The sequence below is a fragment of the Lysinibacillus sp. COL-1 genome, from assembly GCF_059814265.1.
In genome coordinates this window covers 3,650,981-3,667,049 of sequence record NZ_JCAWSJ010000004.1, presented here as the reverse complement: position 1 = coordinate 3,667,049, position 16,069 = coordinate 3,650,981, and the positions used below count along the sequence as shown (strand labels likewise).

Here is a 16,069-nt window from a genome sequence, read left to right as displayed (position 1 = left end):
ATAAAGGAGCTCGCATACAAAAAATGACTTCTGACTTAGTTCGTTCATACCGAGGTGAATCTGCTGTATGATAAATTTTTATGATACTGAGAAATTGGACTTTTTTCTATTATAATTTCCTTAACGTTGTAAATCTGCATTTTCCTGACGGTACCCCAAACTATATATTAAATTTTACATATAGTATATCAGAAGCTTAGTGAACGAAGGGGCCATAAGTGTGTATAAATAACAACTTTATAGAAGATCAAGCTTTTCATATAACAGAAAAGATTTTGGGGAACTCCATATACAAAGTGGTGAGGATTGAAGGCTCGAGAAGCAATACCATAATCAAAAATCGAACGGGGAGAACCTTTATAACAAAACTAATTTTAGAAGACGAGAATGGTGTATTTTATTCAATTAAACCTGATCAATTTGGTCTTATGTTCGCAAATGGAGAAGTTAGTTATAAAAAATACTGTCGATTGCAAAAAAAAGATGACTTAAAAGTAATTAGTTATTCAATCATAGGAATGGGAATCATAATTAGTATGATGATAGGTCTCATGAAGCTTCTCTTAGTTTAATAGGGTATTCGGATTTTATGGTGGAAAAGGGCTTATAAATCACCCTTCTCCAAATTCTTAATAAGTGTGGAAAAATCGACACCAAAGTTGTCTGTAATGTCGTGATCATTCACTTCATACCAATTGAAAGTATCGTATAACATAGCTTTATTGAAAGCACTTGAATTAAATCGTGGCTTACGCTTTTTATGGAGCTTCTCATTGAAAAGGATTTTGGCTCGTAAGGCATCAAACGAGTAACCTCTACCCATTCGCTCTACCTGCCTAATAATGCTGTTAATTGACTCCGTATAAGCATTAGTGAGCCTTTTATCAAAGTAGTTGAATATTTCGACATGCCAGTTGTCTACGGCTCTCACGAGGTCTTTATATGCGTCTTTAGAGTTGCTGGACATACAACGGTGTCTCCATTGACTATAACGAAGATGACCTTCATCTGGATCAGAGGAGTATCCCATATCCAGTAAAACTCTCTTTTGAGTTCATAGGCTTCTTTTAAAGCAGGAAGATTACCTAACCAAGTATCTAAGAGGAATGATTCACGTTCATTTAGATCGTGTTTACGCTTTAGAAGGATAAACCTTTCACGCATAAGGGTACGTCTTTCTTTTTGGCTCATATGGGCTTTCAAAGACTTTCTGACGTTATCTAAGGCTTGATTAGCCATTCTAACTACATGAAACTTATCTACGACAACTTTAGCGTGTGGAAGGATAGTGTTCACTGCGTCTTTGTAGGGCTTCCACATATCCATTGTGACGTACTCAATGTAAGTCCTGTCACTGATTTCTGAAAGACGTTGGATGACTGTTTCCTTGTTACGGTTAGGCTTGATGTCATAAATAGTCCTGCGTTCAATATTAGTCAATACAAGCCGAGGTCTACGGATAATATGTATTACGTCTATCCCAAGCCACTTAGGAGTTTCAAACTGGTATTCACGTTCTTTGAGTGCCACATAGTCCTTAAAAACGTTCCTAATGGTTTTCTCGTCAACACCAACGCTTTCTGCGACTTCTACAAAGGTCTTAGACATGGATTGCTCTTGAATGGACTTTAAAAGCCTTTTGGTCATACTACGCTTTTCATCTACAGATATTAGGCGTTCCCAGAAGGTAGATCCGCATTCACGACACTTGTATCGTTACGGTTCAATTGTAAGCCCACTCGCTTTAAACGAATGGGCAAATCCATAATTAGTTGATTTCTTGAACTGTGTTTGTACAACTTGTCAAAACCACATTCAGGACAACGTTCAGGTGGTCCGACTGCTTCAACTTTAAACATCATATCGGTTTCATTTTCTTGTGGCGGTTCTATTGTTTTAATGTCTGGTAGGGATAATAAGTCTGACATATTATTCATCCTTTATTACTCTGCGGTGTTAAGGTATCAATTATAGATTTGATGTCGAAATCATCAGTGTTAAATTATTTTTGTGACCACAAATGCACTTAGAAAATCCCTTAAAGCATTAGCTGGTTCACTTGAGTGGGAGTTGTAAAAAAGTTCCCTTAGCCTGCACAACAAGATAATTTCGAATATCTTTATCGAACGTAAGTGCAGCTAATTTCTCCTTCAGCCATTGTTAAATATGGTGCTAGGGTTTCTGTTAAATCTTCTATCGTTAAGCCAAATTTAACAGCTAATGATGCTGCATAGATGACATCTCCTGCATTCTCAGATACAATATGAACCCCTAATACTTTTAGTGTTTCTGCATCTGCTACTAGTTTAAATACACCGGTCGTTTCCGGTTTACAATTGCTCTTGGAACAGCATCTAAAAAGTAATACAATGTCTTTACATCATACCCTTTCTCTTTTGCTTGTTCTTCTGTTAAACCAACCGTTGCAACCGTCGGATTCGTAAACGTAACAGCAGGAACTACCGATAAATCTATTTTTTTGTTTAATCCACCAATAGCATTATCAGTAATAATTCCACCTTCATAGGCTGCTACATATACAAATTGTGGTCCTAAAGTCACATCTCCTGCTGCATAAATCTTTTCATTACTTGTTTATCAAAATCATTGATCAGGATTTCATTATTTTTTCCAATTTTCAACACCTGCTGCACTTAAATTTAAAGAATCCGTATTTGGTTTTCTTCCAGTGGCAACAAGTAACTGATCTGATTCAATGACTTCTCTACTGCCATTTACTGTTACGTAAACCCTTTTTTATCTCTCCACTTTGTTCAACACGCTCAAAAGTTGCCCCTTTGACAAGGTTTATACCCTGTTCAATTAACGCTTTTTCAACTGACTCTGAAATCTCAGGATCATACTCCTTTAAAAGTCGCTGACTTCTTTGCATAAGCGTTATTTCTGAACCTAAATGATGAAATAGTTGTCCAAGCTCCATTCCAATGTATCCTGAACCAATTACAGTTAATCGTTTTGGTATTTTCTTTAACTAAGAAGTGTTGTACTAGTTAAATAGTCCATTTTTTCAAGTCCTGAAATTTGGGGCAACGAAGGCGATGCACCTGTTGCAATTAAAAAGCGTTTTGGCAGATAACTTTGCCCCATTGACCTCAACCGTACTAGCATCAACGAATTTTGCTTCACCTTTAATTAAATCAAAATTATATTCATCAATTAAATCCATATATTTTTGATTCCGAAGTTCGCTCACCAATTTATCCTTTTGCGTGATTAAACTAGCTAAATCCACTTCTCCAGCGGATGTTTGTAAACCTATAAACGGATTGTCTTTTGATAAATGATTGATTTCCCCTGCCCTAAGAAGAGTTTTTGACGGAACACAGCCAATATTCACACAGGTCCCCAACCGTTCCACGCTCAATCATTCCAACTTTTGCACCGTATTCTATAGCTTTAATTGCCGAAGAAAAGGCAGCAGCACCAGAACCAATAATAAGAAGGTCATAATTGTCTTCATTAATTAACGCCACGTTTTCTAGTGATGATACTTCTTCAATTTCTCCGGCTTGGTAATTTGCTTCATCAATCGCCTTTATTGCACTTTCAACCTCAATATCATCGGGCAGTTCAAATACTGCTTCACCACGACGATAACTAGACTCAATATTTTTAGCACCTATCTCTTCAAGTGCTGATTCTACGTGTTTTTCACAACCCGTACAAGTCATTCCTGAAATGTTTACCTTAAATTTATTCATAAAAAAGCTCCTTTCGTTAATTAATCTCTCATGTTAATGTTTCTATTATTGGACACGAATGTAATTGCTTTTCATCTGGACATCGTTGTTTTAAGTCGTCTAACATAGTTTCAATTCGTTTTAAATCCTCTATTTGTTTTTGCACTTCCTTTTGTTTTTTAGAAACAAATTCGAACATATCTTGACAACGAACTTCATCTTTATCTACAACACCAAGTAATTTATAAATCTCGCTTAAAGAAAAACCAAGTTCCTAGTATTCGTTTAATAAAACCAACACGCTTAACGTCATCATATGAATATATCCGATAACCAGCTTCCGTTGGTGAGGTTCTTGTAATAAATTTTTTCGCTCGTAATATCTGATCGTTTCTTTATTAACTCCACATTTATCTGCAAACTCACTAATGCGATAAATCATCTTATTTCACCCCATGAATATTATAAACCGTGTACCATAGTACGGTCAAGTAAATTGGACTATTTTATTTTTTTCCCAAAGTATCACTCGTATGTGATTGATACTTTTATATAATATTATTGATTATCCTAACATCCCCACCAGAAAATCCGATTTTAACACCAGTTGTTTTTAAACTATTAAGAAAGTAATTCCACTATATATTCCGAAGACCCGTTTAATATCAATAGGGAAGATTAGTTATGATTGAATGGGGTATATAGTAAATAGGAGTGGTTATAATAAGACAGACTAAATTAACAGGAGGTATTTAAAATTGAAAATGAGCTATGAAGAATGTATTAAAGCTTGTCTAGAGTGTATGAAGGAATGTAATAAATGTTATCATGAATGTCTAGAAGAAGATGATGTTAAAATGTTAGCGGAGTGCATTCGTACCCTTAGAGAATGTGCCGATATTTGTGCATTTTCTGCTAAATCGATGCAGTCTGGTAGTCCATTCGTAAAGCAAATTTGTCAATTATGTGCTGAGATTTGTCAGGCATGTGGTGATGTTTGTAAAAAACATGAACATCATAAACATTGCCAAGAATGTGCAGAAACATGTTACCGATGCGCTGAAGAGTATGTAAAAAAATGGCTGTGTAGAAGATTTGATTTTATAAATGAAGAATCAATGATAAATAAAAGTAATTCTTCTAACGCGAAAATGTTTTAAACTCTGCTTATTTAGGAGCAGAGTTTTTTGATGGACTGCTAAAAAATTTAATTAAGTCACAGTGTTTGAATGTTAAATAAACGTGATATTTAACATATACTGCATAATTAGTGACGCATATAGTAAATTAAAACACCACTTTACATACCTAACTGGGGTATGGTAACATTAATGTGTGTTTAGAGGAGGTTGAAGAATTTACGGCGATGATGTAATTACAAATTTATCGTTTAAAGAAGCTTATTTGATAATGATAAACTGCATTAAAAGTGATGAAGCCAATATAAGTTAAAATCACAATTCGAAAGTTAAAAGGAAATATAAAAAAATTATTAATACCCTTTTACATTTTATAAAAATATTTCAAAAGAGAGGGATTTTTATGGAAAATAGAATCTTAAAGGTAACTGGAATGTCATGTGGTCATTGTGTAAATACTGTTGAAAAAAGTTTAGGGAAATTAGAAGGTGTTGATCAAGTAAACGTGAATTTAAAAGATGCACAAGTTGAAGTATCGTTTAATGAATCCCAAGTATCGCTTGAGAAAATTAAGGAAACAATAGAAGAACAGGGATATGAGGTAAAATAATATTTTTGAGAGTGCATAAATGCACTCTCTTGTTTTCAAAAATATATACCCCTATTGGGTATGAGGAAGGTGAACAGCATCATGAGTAATACATTAAAAGAAGCGAGCATTCAGATCACAGGAATGACCTGTGCAGCTTGTGCAACTCGTATAGAAAAAGGTTTAAATAAAATGGATGGTGTGGAACAAGCGACTGTTAATTTAGCGCTTGAAAAATCATCTATTAAGTACAATCCAGCAAAATTAAGTGAAGAAGATTTCGAAAAAAAGATAGAACACTTGGTTATGGGGTTGTTAAACAAAAGGCGGAACTTGATATTAAGGATGACATGTGCAGCTTGTGCAACTCGCATTGAAAAAGGGTTAAATAAGTTAAGTGGTATCTCTTCTGCCAATGTTAACTTAGCCCTGGAAAAAGCAATGATTGAGTTTAATCCATCTGAAGTGTCAATCGTAGACATCATTGCGAAGGTGGAGAAATTGGGCTATGGGGCTCATCAAAAGGCTGATGAACAGGAAACAGTGGACCATCGAGAAAAGGCCATTAAACAGCAACAACGAAAATATTTTATCGGCTATTCTTTCTTTACCGCTGCTTTGGACGATGGTTGGACATTTTTCCTTTACATCATTTTTATATGTCCCAGAATTTCTAATGAATCCGTGGATCCAAATGGTATTGGCTACTCCTGTGCAATTTATTGTTGGTAAGCATTCTATGTAGGGGCATATAAAGCTTTACGTAATGGTAGTGCTAATATGGACGTACTTGTGGTCATGGGGACATCAGCAGCTTATTTCTATAGTGTTTATCAAGCGATTGTGACGATAGGGTCGCATCATGGTCCAGATCTTTATTTTGAAACGAGTGCTGTATTAATTACATTAATATTATTAGGTAAATTATTTGAAGCCAAAGCAAAAGGACGCTCATCTGAAGCCATAAAAAAACTAATGGGACTTCAAGCTAAAACCGCTATTGTTGTACGTGACGGTGTAGAAAAAGAGGTTCCTTTAGAAGAAGTTATCATTGGCGATGTTATTCTAGTGAAACCAGGTGAAAAGATACCTGTAGATGGTGAGGTAATAGAGGGAACAACAGCTGTTGATGAATCAATGCTTACAGGTGAAAGTTTACCAGTTGATAAAAAGCAAGGCGATCAATTATTTGGATCGACGATTAATAAAAATGGATTTATTAAAATGACAGCGACAAAGGTTGGTCGTGACACAGCGTTAGCACAAATCATTAAAGTGGTTGAGGATGCTCAAGGATCAAAAGCACCAATTCAACGCTTAGCAGATCAAATTTCGGGGGTTTTTGTACCAATTGTTGTTGGCATTGCAATTGTCACATTTTTAGTTTGGATCATTTGGGTTCGCCCAGGAGAATTTACACCAGCTTTAGAGGTCTTAATTGCAGTACTTGTAATCGCTTGCCCTTGTGCGCTTGGGTTAGCAACGCCAACCTCCATAATGGCAGGTTCAGGTCGTGCAGCTGAATTTGGTATTTTATTTAAAGGTGGAGAACATTTAGAACAAACACAAAGTATTGATACAGTGGTTGTAGATAAAACAGGTACAGTAACACATGGTAAGCCTGTTCTTACAGACGTTCTTTTAGATTCAGAGCAGGAGGAAGCTCGTTTTTTATCATTAATTGGGGCTGCTGAAAAACAGTCAGAGCATCCGTTAGCAGAAGCTATAGTACAGGGCATAGAAAAACGTGGCATAGCATTAGGAGAAGTTCAATTTTTTGAGGCTATTCCAGGTTATGGTGTGCAGGCAACTGTGTCAGGTCAAGGAGTTGTCATTGGTACACGAAAATTAATGCAACAATACGGAATCAATATTGATAATATTTTACCAACAATGGAGCAGTTAGAGCGAAACGGTAAAACAGCAATGCTTGCTGCCATTAATGGTCAGTATGCAGGCTTAGTAGCTGTTGCTGATACAGTTAAAGATACGTCAAAAGAGGCAATCCACCGACTACAGAATATGGGCATTACAGTCATTATGATGACTGGTGATAATGAACGTACAGCTCAAGCGATAGGAACAGAAGTAGGCGTGAATCAAGTTATCGCTGAAGTATTGCCTGAAGGTAAAGCAGACGCAGGTGAAAAAGCTACAAGCACAAGGGGGAAAATGTAGCGATGGTGGGAGATGGTATTAATGATGCTCCGGCATTGGCCACAGCAAATATCGGTATGGCCATTGGTACAGGAACGGATGTTGCCATGGAAGCTGCTGATATTACGTTAATTCGTGGCGATTTAAATAGTATTGCAGATGCTATTTTAATGAGTGCAAAAACAATGCGGAATATTAAGCAAAACCTATTTTGGGCATTTGCCTACAATACTTTGGGTATTCCTATTGCTGCAATAGGTCTACTTGCTCCATGGGTAGCAGGTGCGGCGATGGCATTTAGTTCTGTATCTGTAGTTTTAAATGCATTACGCTTACAAAAAGTAAAATTAGATAATAAATAACCCTTTAATTCAATTGTAAACTTTACTCTATTGGGTTTACTTATAAAGAAATACGCAATAGTTTAACTGACATAATTTAACTTACTATTTTCATCAGATAAACCATCCTTAGGTAGGTAAAGAGCAAAATAAATTAATTGTTTGGGAAAGTATGGAGGAAAATTGGTATGAGTAATGAAGATAAAAAAATTAAAATAGAGTTAATGGGGAAGATAAGTTGGGGCAAAACTAAATTCTAAACAACTTTTAACGATCACCAAATATATGGAAGACGACGCACAGCTTGAGTTAACAACCTTCCAACAACTCTATCTAGAAATTGAAAAATAAAAAAGAAGAAATAATTGAAGAATTCAACCGTGTTAATTTATCTTGTTATCCAGTTGGCAACTTTGTAAAGAGTTTGAGAACATGTAATTTTTGCAAAGGAGAAGAAGAAGAGGGGATGCCAGTAGCAAAAGAAATAAATATCGTATAGCAGGAAAAGCTGTACCATTCACTCTTAAAGTTGCATACACAGGTTACCCTGTTGGTTGCGGTGAACCAATGTTAAGTGATATAGGGATTATGAAAATTAAAGACCATTACAATTTATATGTTGGAGGAAAAGCAAAAGGGAAAGATGCAGAGAGGTGGGATCTTTGTTGCAAGAGAATCTAACACCAGATGAATTGTACGATAAAATAGAAAAGATTATAAATGTATATTCCAGAGAAATGGAAAAAAACGAGAAACGTTTTTCAAATTTTTAAAACGGATAGGAAAAGAAGAGTTAATAAATTAGTTTTACACCTAAGAAGTTCTGGGAAGGTTATAATGGCGGCTCTGAATAAATGAGCCGCCATTTTTAATTTAAGTCCTCGAACAAAATTTATCGAGTTAATCGTTCTATAAAGATATTTAATTGATTTAATGTTACTTTGTCGTTTACGCCAAATGTGCCATCACCTTTACCTTGCGTAATCTTATTTGATGAAAGAACTGCTATAAGATTTTCGCCCCAATGAGTACTCGTTACATCTGTAAAATTCTTTGGTTCTCCTTGTTGTTCTAAATCAAATGCTTGAACTAAAACCTTTGCTAATTGACCGCGAGTAATCGGTGAATTTGGGTTAAATTTACCATTACTATCTCCATTAAAAATTCCAAGTTTTTTTAGTGCTACTATAGCTCCAGCTTGTTCAGAAGATGATTTAACATCAGGGAAACTTGAGTTTGTATCACTTGTATCTAATGCTAAAGCTTTAGCAAGCTGTATGGCTACTGCTCCACGTGAGGCATAAATGGAAAAGTCTATCTCTTCACCTTTAACTTCTGCTTGAGCTATTTCATTTGTAGTAAAGTTTGCAATACGTTTTGCACCTATATAACGAGAACCCCAATAGTAAGGATCGTTTAATTTATCAATTCTAACACCCGAACTTGGAGTAGCTGATATAAAATTACCATTCTCTATGTATATTCCAACGTGAGATATGCCGTTGCCTGAAGTATTAAAAAATACGAGGTACCTGCTTTTAAACTATCTTTAGAAACAGAAGTACCTTGCTGATATTGGTCTTTAGATGTGCGCTCTAAAGAAATACCTAACTTAGAAAATATAAACTTTGTATATGCTGAACAATCTACACCTGTATTAATATCATTCCCACCATATTTATAAGGAGCTCCTATATAATCTTTCGCTGTACTCGTCAAATCAGTAACTGATGCTGCTTCAGCATCATTCATACCTATTCCTGAAAAAATTACAAATGACGCAAAAACCGGTAGTAACCATCTCTTTTTCACTAAACTACTTTCGAAAAGCAATCGCTTTTTTGATTAAAGTAAGAATAGCATGGAATAGAGATACTAAATTTTTCATTTATATTACTGATTTGTGCAGAATATTAAATGGTGACTTAATATACTCGGTGTAATCTCACTGCAATAATAACTAGGTGATGTTACTTGAAGATAAATAAAACTTAAATCAAGTAATAATAAAATAAATACTCTCTTTCGAGCATACCTATATAAGGTATACGGTGTGTATTTTAGACAGGCTAATTAAATTGTTAAAGGATGGATATGTGGGATTTTATCAAATGTTTGTCTTAGTATCACTAATGTTTTTATTGTTAATTGTCATAATGGTTTCAAGAATTATGAAAAAGACTATTAAGCCTATGCAAGGTATGACTATTTCAATGTTTTTTAGTATGAATGTAGGGCTAACATTAGGAATACTTTTTGGAGTTACCTTTCAAGGGAACTTGTTTTACTCAACGATTATTTCAATTATTCTCGGTGCAAGCATTGGCTTTTTAAGTGGTTGCAACTTGGATTGTCTATTACCTATGTTAGAAGGTTTAATGGCAGGTTTAATGGCTGGTATGATGGGGGCAATGTTAGGTGAAATGGTGGATGGCGGGCAATCCATTGTATTAATAAGAATTTTTCTGTTGCTATCAATTTTCACTATTTTTTTATTGCAACTATTTCCAAGTAAAAGTCAAAAAACATTCCAAAGTCAAATGGGCTTTTTAACACCCTTCTTCTTTTCGGTTTTATACTCTTCTACTTTTTTGGGAAATTCCTTTTGCCGAAAAACAAATAAACTTTATTAAAGACTCTTCTTTAGTGGATCATAATCTACACTCGAACGCTCAAAATAAATTAGAAAAGAAAGAGATTAAGATTATTTCTATAGAAACAGAAAATATGAAGTATTCGCCCTCTGAAGTAATTTTGGAGAAGAATCAACCGGTTTCATTAGAATTAATTAATAAAGATAATATAGAACATGATATTGAAGTTACAATACCAACATCAAATACTATTAGTAGTAATAATCATGTACATCACAAAAAGGAGGAGAATATGATTCATCTCCATGTTGGGCCTAAAAATACAGAAAAAATGAGTTTTACTCCCATTAATACAGGAGAATATCAATTTGTTTGTACTATTCCAGGACATAAGGAGCTTGGTATGGTTGGCAAGTTTATAATTAAGTAATTAGCTTTGATTTTGTAATTGATATACAAATGGAGTTGTCAAATTAAATACAATGATACTTATTTGAAAATGCCCAGTTATTATTAACAGGGCATAAGGTATATCTATATATTTAGATAAGCTCTATTTTTTGATAAATAAGATGACGGTGAAATAAAAAATGTTTAGTCTCAAATAAAAGTAGGGTATTAATTTTGAAGCATATGGATACAATCACAAATATTATTTTGCTTCGTTTTCATTACTTTGTATAATTTCGTTTACCATTTTTAATTCAGAAATCAAATAATCTATCTGTTGTTGCAAGTAACTTGATGGCGAAGAAAAATCGCTTGTAAATTGGCCATCTTCACTACTTACAGTCTTTAAGACATTCAATGCAATTTCCACAGTTAATGCAAATAATTCATCACCTAGTTTTTCAATAGATTCAATTAATAATTGAGAATCAGAAAATGTTTTAAAAGCTTCGTTATCAATGGTTATCTACTCCTTAAAAAATTGGTTAATCTCATTATATGAATTAATTTAAAAAAAGCTCCTTACCCCTTTTGCTGTTTCAACATTTTTGACAATCCAGGTTTTAAAAATGAATAAGGAGGGTATCTTTAAAATGTATATATTAAATTTTCTTGGTGATTCTAAATAAAGAAAAACTCGTATGAAATATCCCTAAAGTAAATTTATGATGATTGGGAATACAAAAATTCAAGCCTGCGAGTAGGAGGACTATGATGGAGAAAAAAATTATAATGAGTTTTGTACTATAGTTGCTGCATTAATGCTTTCTGCATGTACAGGAAATACAAATAAGAAAGAAAGTCAACAAGAAATGCAGACAAATGAAATGGCCAGAAAGATATGGAAGGTATGGACCATTCTGAAATGAATCCTAGTTCAAATGAACTTCCTGAAGGTTTAAAAGAAGCTGAAAATCCTAAGTTTGGAGTTGGGACAAAAGCAATAATTGATGCAGATCACATGAAAGGCATGGATGGAGCTGAAGCAACAATTGTAGGGGCATACGATACAATAGTCTATACTATATCTTACGCTCCTACAAATGGTGGAAATCGAGTAACAAATATAAGTGGGTCATTCAAGAAGAAATAGAAGGTGCTGGTTCAGAGCCATTTGAACCAGGAACACAGGTTATTATAAATGCTAATCATATGGAGGGTATGGAAGGGGTAACTGCAAAAATTGATTCCGCAGAAGAAACTACTGTGTATGTGGTTGACTACACTTCTACTAATGGTGAAAAAATAAAAAATCATAAATGGCTAACGGAAAGTGAATTATCTTCTCCATAAAAATTAAATACTTAAAGATGTTCGACGAGTCAATTTTGACAAATTGGACATCTTTTTTAGGTTCTTAGAAATTCTATAATATCCTTTAATTTTAATCCATAATTTCTCCATAATTATTCGTTATATTCATTTTTAATAATATAACAATAACTGAGGAGCGTGGGAAATTAGAAAGAGAGGAATTATCTTCACTTTGGGAGTATTAGTAGTTTTTTTAAAGGGTTGTACAAACGAAAATATCAATTCAAATAAAATAGCAGTTTTAACAGTTGAATATTTTAGTGGAGATCCACTTAATGATCTATATGTGGAATTACTCGATGAAGAAGGGAAAGAAATAGATTCAACAATTAGTTTGGATAAAGGTGAGGCAGAATTTTATAATTTACAACCAAATGAAACTTATACAGTAAAAGTAGGGAGTCCAGACAATTTTACAACAGGGATGTATTTAACAGAAAAAAAATTTACGTATACGTCATCTACACAATCCATATTGGTTCAAACATATGCAGTAAATCATAATAAAGGATTTGGAGTACCTGTAATTCTACGAAATCCTGAACTACCAAATGGGTGTGAAATAACTACTCTTACAGCAGTACTTAATTACTATGGTGCAGAAACATCTAAATTAGAAATGGATCAAAATTATTTACCTAAACAATCTTTTGAATACAAAATGAAAAAAAAGTATGGGCCAAATCCTAATCAAGCATATGGCGGCGAGCCAAGTAATCTAGAAACGGGTACATATGTTTTTGCCGAACCAATTGTCAAAGCAGCTAATAATTTTATCACAGAGAGAAAGTTAGATTACAAGCAAAAAATATTAGTGGAAGAACAATAAAAGAAATAACAAATTATATTAGACAGGGAATACCAGTTATTACATGGGTAACATTGGACCTCTCACCACCAAAGGTTAAAGGGGGATGGATTATTGAAGAAACAGGTGAATACCATCAAATGTATCAAAATTTACATACAATGGTACTATTATCTGTGGGAGATACTACTGTGGAAGTAATGGATCCACGTAAGGGAATTATAACATTGGATAAGGGAGCATTTTTTAATAGTTATGAAGCATTAGGCGAACAGGCAGTTGTTGTTTATTAACAATAGTTCATTATATGCAAGTAATAGGTTAAAAAAGATAGCGTTTAATCATGGAAGAAAATTACTTCATTTACTAGAACAATCTGGATTATTTGCAATTTTGGTTAGTTTAATGATAAATACTTTGGTTAGTATTACTATAGGTGTACTACCAAGTGTTTTTGTTACAGCCACTAACCTTGTGTTTTTTGGAGTATTCAACGGTTTGCTGATTTCTATTATCGGTGAATCAATTGGTGCAGTTATTAGCTTTATTTTATATAGAAAAGGAATCAATAAATGGAAAAGACCGTTCGTATTGCACCCTAAACTTTTAAAATTAAAGGAGTTGGAAGGTTCTGATGCATTTTGGATAATTGTCAGTTTAAGGATTTTACTTTATGTCATCAGGTCTTGTGACTTTTACTAGTGCATTTTCTAAGGTGTCTTTAGGCACATTTACGCTTGCTAGTACGATTGGAAAAATACCAGCTTTAATCTTTGAAGCAGGTGCAGTATATGGTTTTATGCAAGTAAATTTAATATGGAAAATTGTAATAAGTATCTTATTAATTTCAATTATCATTTTGATTTGGAAAGTTAAGAAATAAAAAAAGTTATTCAAAGTTTTCTTAGATAGAGTGGTTAATATTTGTCTCATTTAATTTCAAATCCATAAATTCTCCATATTTATTTGTTATAGTGCCTATGTAAAGAATAAAAGGAGGAGACATAATAAATCTAAACTTTTGATTACTTCATTATTAGTAGGCGCTATTATAATTGGAGGATGTAGTGCGGGTAATTCCAATCTAATAATAATTCAAATATGGACCATTCTAATATGTCTGGTATGGACCATTCCAATATGAGTGATGAAGAAATGAAAAACATGGAGGGTATGGATAATAAAGATAGTAGCATGGAAAATGGTCATGCGAGTCATAACAATCCATTAGCATTAAATAATTCAAATGGGGAAAATGAGCTTGCGCTCCCACCTATTATTGAACCTAAAAATGGAATTGTTGATATTACTGCTAAAGAGGAACAACAGAAATCTTTAAGGGAACTAAAACAGAGACATATGGATATAATGGTTCCTTTTTAGGGCCAATCATTCGTATTAATAAAGATCAAACGGTAACGTTTAGAACTAAAAATGATTTATCTGAACCAACAACATTTCACTGGCATGGATTAGAAATCCCTGGAAATGGTGATGGCGGCCCACATCAAGTCCTAGAGCCAGGTGTAACAGAAGATGTAAATTTTACAGTTAATCAGGGAGCATCTACGCTGTGGTTCCATCCACATCCAGAAGGTGCTACAGCAGAGCAAGTATATAAAGGTTTAGCTGGTTTAATTTATATAGATGATGAAAACTCACAAGAAATCAATGTACCAAATGAATATGGTGTGAATGATTTTCCATTAGTATTCCAAGATAGACAATTTACTGAAGAAAAGCAATTAAATTATCAAGCAGTCCTTAATGAAGATGGTACAATTGGAGATACTTTATTAATTAATGGTACGTTGAATCCTAAACTTACAGTTGGTAAAGAAAAAGTAAGACTTCGTTTATTAAACGGTTCTAATGCTCGTAATTATACTTTTAAATTGAATACCGGAGATACATTCCAACAAATTGCTACTGATGGTGGTTTCTTAAATCAACCAACTGATATGAAAGAAATTACCTTAACACCAGGTGAGCGAGCAGAGGTAATAGTGGACTTTTCAAAAATGGATGACAAGACTGATATAGCATTAATAAATGATGAAGGTACTACCCTTTTACCATTTAAAATTGAACAAAAGACTACAAGTACAAGTAAAATTTCAGAAAAATTAAATGATTTTAGTGTTACTGAAGAAGAGAAAAATTTACCAGTTTCTAAGAAGCTTGAACTATTTGGTATGGGGACAATGGTTTCTATAAATGGAAACCAGTTTGATATGAATCGCATTGATTTCACTCAAAAGCAGGGTGAGACTGAAATTTGGGAAATTTATAATAAACCTGATATGATGGGTGGTATGACACATCCTTTCCACATACATGGCACTCAATTTAAAATCGTGTCGATTGATGGTCAAGAACCTCCTTTAAATTTAAAAGGGTGGAAGGATACTGTCTCAATTGAAGCTGGTCAAACAGTTAAATTAGCAGTGAAGTTTAATAATAAGGGCATATACATGTTCCACTGCCATGTCCTTGAACATGAAGAAAATGGTATGATGGGGCAAGTTGAAGTAAATTAAATATAAATAGATTATTAAAACCTCCAAATACCATCAAGGAGGTTTTTTTATTGGTTTCTATTACATAACTCTTATATCTAGGGTTATTGGTCGTGGTTCATATTAAATAACCTACCCTATAGAAATACTCAATCTTTTTTCTAAAATTTCAATTGAAATTTTTAACAACTTAACAACATTTTTATTTAGTTAATACAAAAGAATACCTTAATGATTTTATGTATTTTTTGTCCCTTTAATGGAAATGAATATAGAATAAAATGAAAGGTAATATTTATGGAATTTTATAAAGAGATTGAAATCTACTGTTATAAGTGTCGTAAAAAGACCATTTTTACATGTAAGGATTTGCATAATAAAATCGGTGTTGACAGTCATTGTAGTGAGTGTATTGGGATTTGGTTTGAATGGCAAAATCGAGCGGTAGAAAGAGAAT

At 33.7% G+C, this 16,069-nt stretch carries 11 protein-coding genes and 10 pseudogenes; 14 read left to right on the top strand and 7 right to left on the bottom strand.

Annotated elements, in window-relative coordinates; genetic code table 11:
- The 6 genes and pseudogenes from AC6BKE_RS26560 to merR form a co-directional block, all read right to left on the bottom strand.
- Positions 1-76 (bottom strand): sunset domain-containing protein (locus tag AC6BKE_RS26560; protein WP_499858344.1); only part of this gene is annotated, 76 nt, incomplete at its 3' end.
- A 528-nt stretch (positions 77-604) separates the two neighbouring features.
- A pseudogene (locus AC6BKE_RS26555) lies at positions 605-1,928 on the bottom strand (ISL3 family transposase).
- 191 nt (positions 1,929-2,119) lie between these two features.
- Positions 2,120-2,562: pseudogene (locus AC6BKE_RS26550) on the bottom strand (oxidoreductase dimerization domain-containing protein).
- A gap of 163 nt (positions 2,563-2,725) precedes the next feature.
- A pseudogene (locus AC6BKE_RS26545) lies at positions 2,726-3,358 on the bottom strand (FAD-dependent oxidoreductase).
- Entirely contained in the window at positions 3,321-3,722 is a 402-nt protein-coding gene (locus tag AC6BKE_RS26540) for a cation transporter (protein WP_499858297.1), read from the bottom strand. Before AC6BKE_RS26540 ends, AC6BKE_RS26545 begins: the two are co-directional and overlap by 38 nt.
- 28 nt (positions 3,723-3,750) lie before the next feature.
- Positions 3,751-4,143, bottom strand: a pseudogene (merR, locus tag AC6BKE_RS26535) (mercury resistance transcriptional regulator MerR).
- A gap of 316 nt (positions 4,144-4,459) precedes the next feature.
- Here merR and AC6BKE_RS26530 point away from each other — a divergent pair.
- The 4 genes and pseudogenes from AC6BKE_RS26530 to AC6BKE_RS26515 all read left to right on the top strand — a co-directional run bounded on the left by AC6BKE_RS26530 (position 4,460) and on the right by AC6BKE_RS26515 (position 8,732).
- Positions 4,460-4,791, top strand: a pseudogene (locus AC6BKE_RS26530) (four-helix bundle copper-binding protein).
- 452 nt (positions 4,792-5,243) lie between these two features.
- The gene (gene copZ, locus AC6BKE_RS26525; RefSeq protein WP_009374080.1) at positions 5,244-5,450 is read left to right on the top strand and encodes a copper chaperone CopZ; all 207 of its coding nucleotides are present in this window, start codon (positions 5,244-5,246) and stop codon (positions 5,448-5,450) included.
- An 81-nt stretch (positions 5,451-5,531) separates the two neighbouring features.
- Positions 5,532-7,948, top strand: a pseudogene (locus tag AC6BKE_RS26520) (heavy metal translocating P-type ATPase).
- Positions 7,949-8,115: 167 nt separating this feature from the next.
- Positions 8,116-8,732: pseudogene (locus AC6BKE_RS26515) on the top strand (nitrite reductase).
- An 87-nt stretch (positions 8,733-8,819) separates the two neighbouring features.
- Here the strand turns inward: AC6BKE_RS26515 and AC6BKE_RS26510 are convergent.
- Positions 8,820-9,739: pseudogene (locus tag AC6BKE_RS26510) on the bottom strand (C40 family peptidase).
- Positions 9,740-10,023: 284 nt separating this feature from the next.
- On the opposite strand from AC6BKE_RS26510, the gene AC6BKE_RS26505 reads away from it, so the two are divergent.
- From AC6BKE_RS26505 to AC6BKE_RS26460, 10 genes and pseudogenes are all read left to right on the top strand, one after another.
- The gene (locus tag AC6BKE_RS26505) at positions 10,024-10,560 is read left to right on the top strand and encodes a hypothetical protein (RefSeq protein ID WP_499858296.1); all 537 of its coding nucleotides are present in this window, start codon (positions 10,024-10,026) and stop codon (positions 10,558-10,560) included.
- Between the two features lie 13 nt (positions 10,561-10,573).
- Positions 10,574-10,951: a cupredoxin domain-containing protein gene (locus AC6BKE_RS26500; RefSeq protein ID WP_054786965.1), complete on the top strand. Its 378-nt coding sequence runs from the start codon at positions 10,574-10,576 to the stop codon at positions 10,949-10,951.
- A gap of 781 nt (positions 10,952-11,732) precedes the next feature.
- Positions 11,733-12,264 (top strand): annotated as a pseudogene (locus AC6BKE_RS26495) (YdhK family protein).
- Positions 12,265-12,457: 193 nt separating this feature from the next.
- Positions 12,458-13,114, top strand: a complete 657-nt coding sequence (locus AC6BKE_RS26490; protein ID WP_499858295.1) for a C39 family peptidase — start codon at positions 12,458-12,460, stop codon at positions 13,112-13,114.
- Positions 13,096-13,386 carry a C39 family peptidase gene (locus AC6BKE_RS26485; RefSeq protein WP_499858343.1) on the top strand — a complete coding sequence of 97 codons (291 nt, stop codon included), beginning with the start codon at positions 13,096-13,098 and terminating at the stop codon, positions 13,384-13,386. Before AC6BKE_RS26490 ends, AC6BKE_RS26485 begins: the two co-directional genes overlap by 19 nt.
- Before the next feature lie 112 nt (positions 13,387-13,498).
- Positions 13,499-13,795 (top strand): VTT domain-containing protein, encoded by a 297-nt coding sequence (locus tag AC6BKE_RS26480; protein ID WP_499858342.1) that lies wholly within the window; start codon positions 13,499-13,501, stop codon positions 13,793-13,795.
- Positions 13,767-13,976, top strand: a complete 210-nt coding sequence (locus tag AC6BKE_RS26475) for a hypothetical protein (protein ID WP_499858294.1) — start codon at positions 13,767-13,769, stop codon at positions 13,974-13,976. The genes AC6BKE_RS26480 and AC6BKE_RS26475 overlap by 29 nt, the downstream gene beginning before the upstream one ends.
- Before the next feature lie 257 nt (positions 13,977-14,233).
- A complete protein-coding gene (locus AC6BKE_RS26470) occupies positions 14,234-14,476 on the top strand; it encodes a hypothetical protein (protein ID WP_499858293.1) in 243 nt (80 codons plus the stop codon).
- Positions 14,425-14,691, top strand: a pseudogene (locus AC6BKE_RS26465) (multicopper oxidase domain-containing protein); the annotation flags it as partial. The gene AC6BKE_RS26470 and the pseudogene AC6BKE_RS26465, both read left to right, overlap by 52 nt.
- Positions 14,692-14,784: 93 nt before the next feature.
- Positions 14,785-15,633 carry a multicopper oxidase family protein gene (locus AC6BKE_RS26460; RefSeq protein WP_499856470.1) on the top strand — a complete coding sequence of 283 codons (849 nt, stop codon included), beginning with the start codon at positions 14,785-14,787 and terminating at the stop codon, positions 15,631-15,633.
- Positions 15,634-16,069: the final 436 nt, after the last annotated feature.

Coding starts and splice junctions, on each gene's coding strand:
- AC6BKE_RS26540 (WP_499858297.1), bottom strand. CDS start 3,722: ATGAATAAATTTAAGGTAAACATTTCAGGAATGACTTGTACGGGTTGT.
- copZ (WP_009374080.1), top strand. CDS start 5,244: ATGGAAAATAGAATCTTAAAGGTAACTGGAATGTCATGTGGTCATTGT.
- AC6BKE_RS26480 (WP_499858342.1), top strand. CDS start 13,499: ATGATAAATACTTTGGTTAGTATTACTATAGGTGTACTACCAAGTGTT.
- AC6BKE_RS26475 (WP_499858294.1), top strand. CDS start 13,767: ATGTCATCAGGTCTTGTGACTTTTACTAGTGCATTTTCTAAGGTGTCT.
- AC6BKE_RS26470 (WP_499858293.1), top strand. CDS start 14,234: ATGAGTGATGAAGAAATGAAAAACATGGAGGGTATGGATAATAAAGAT.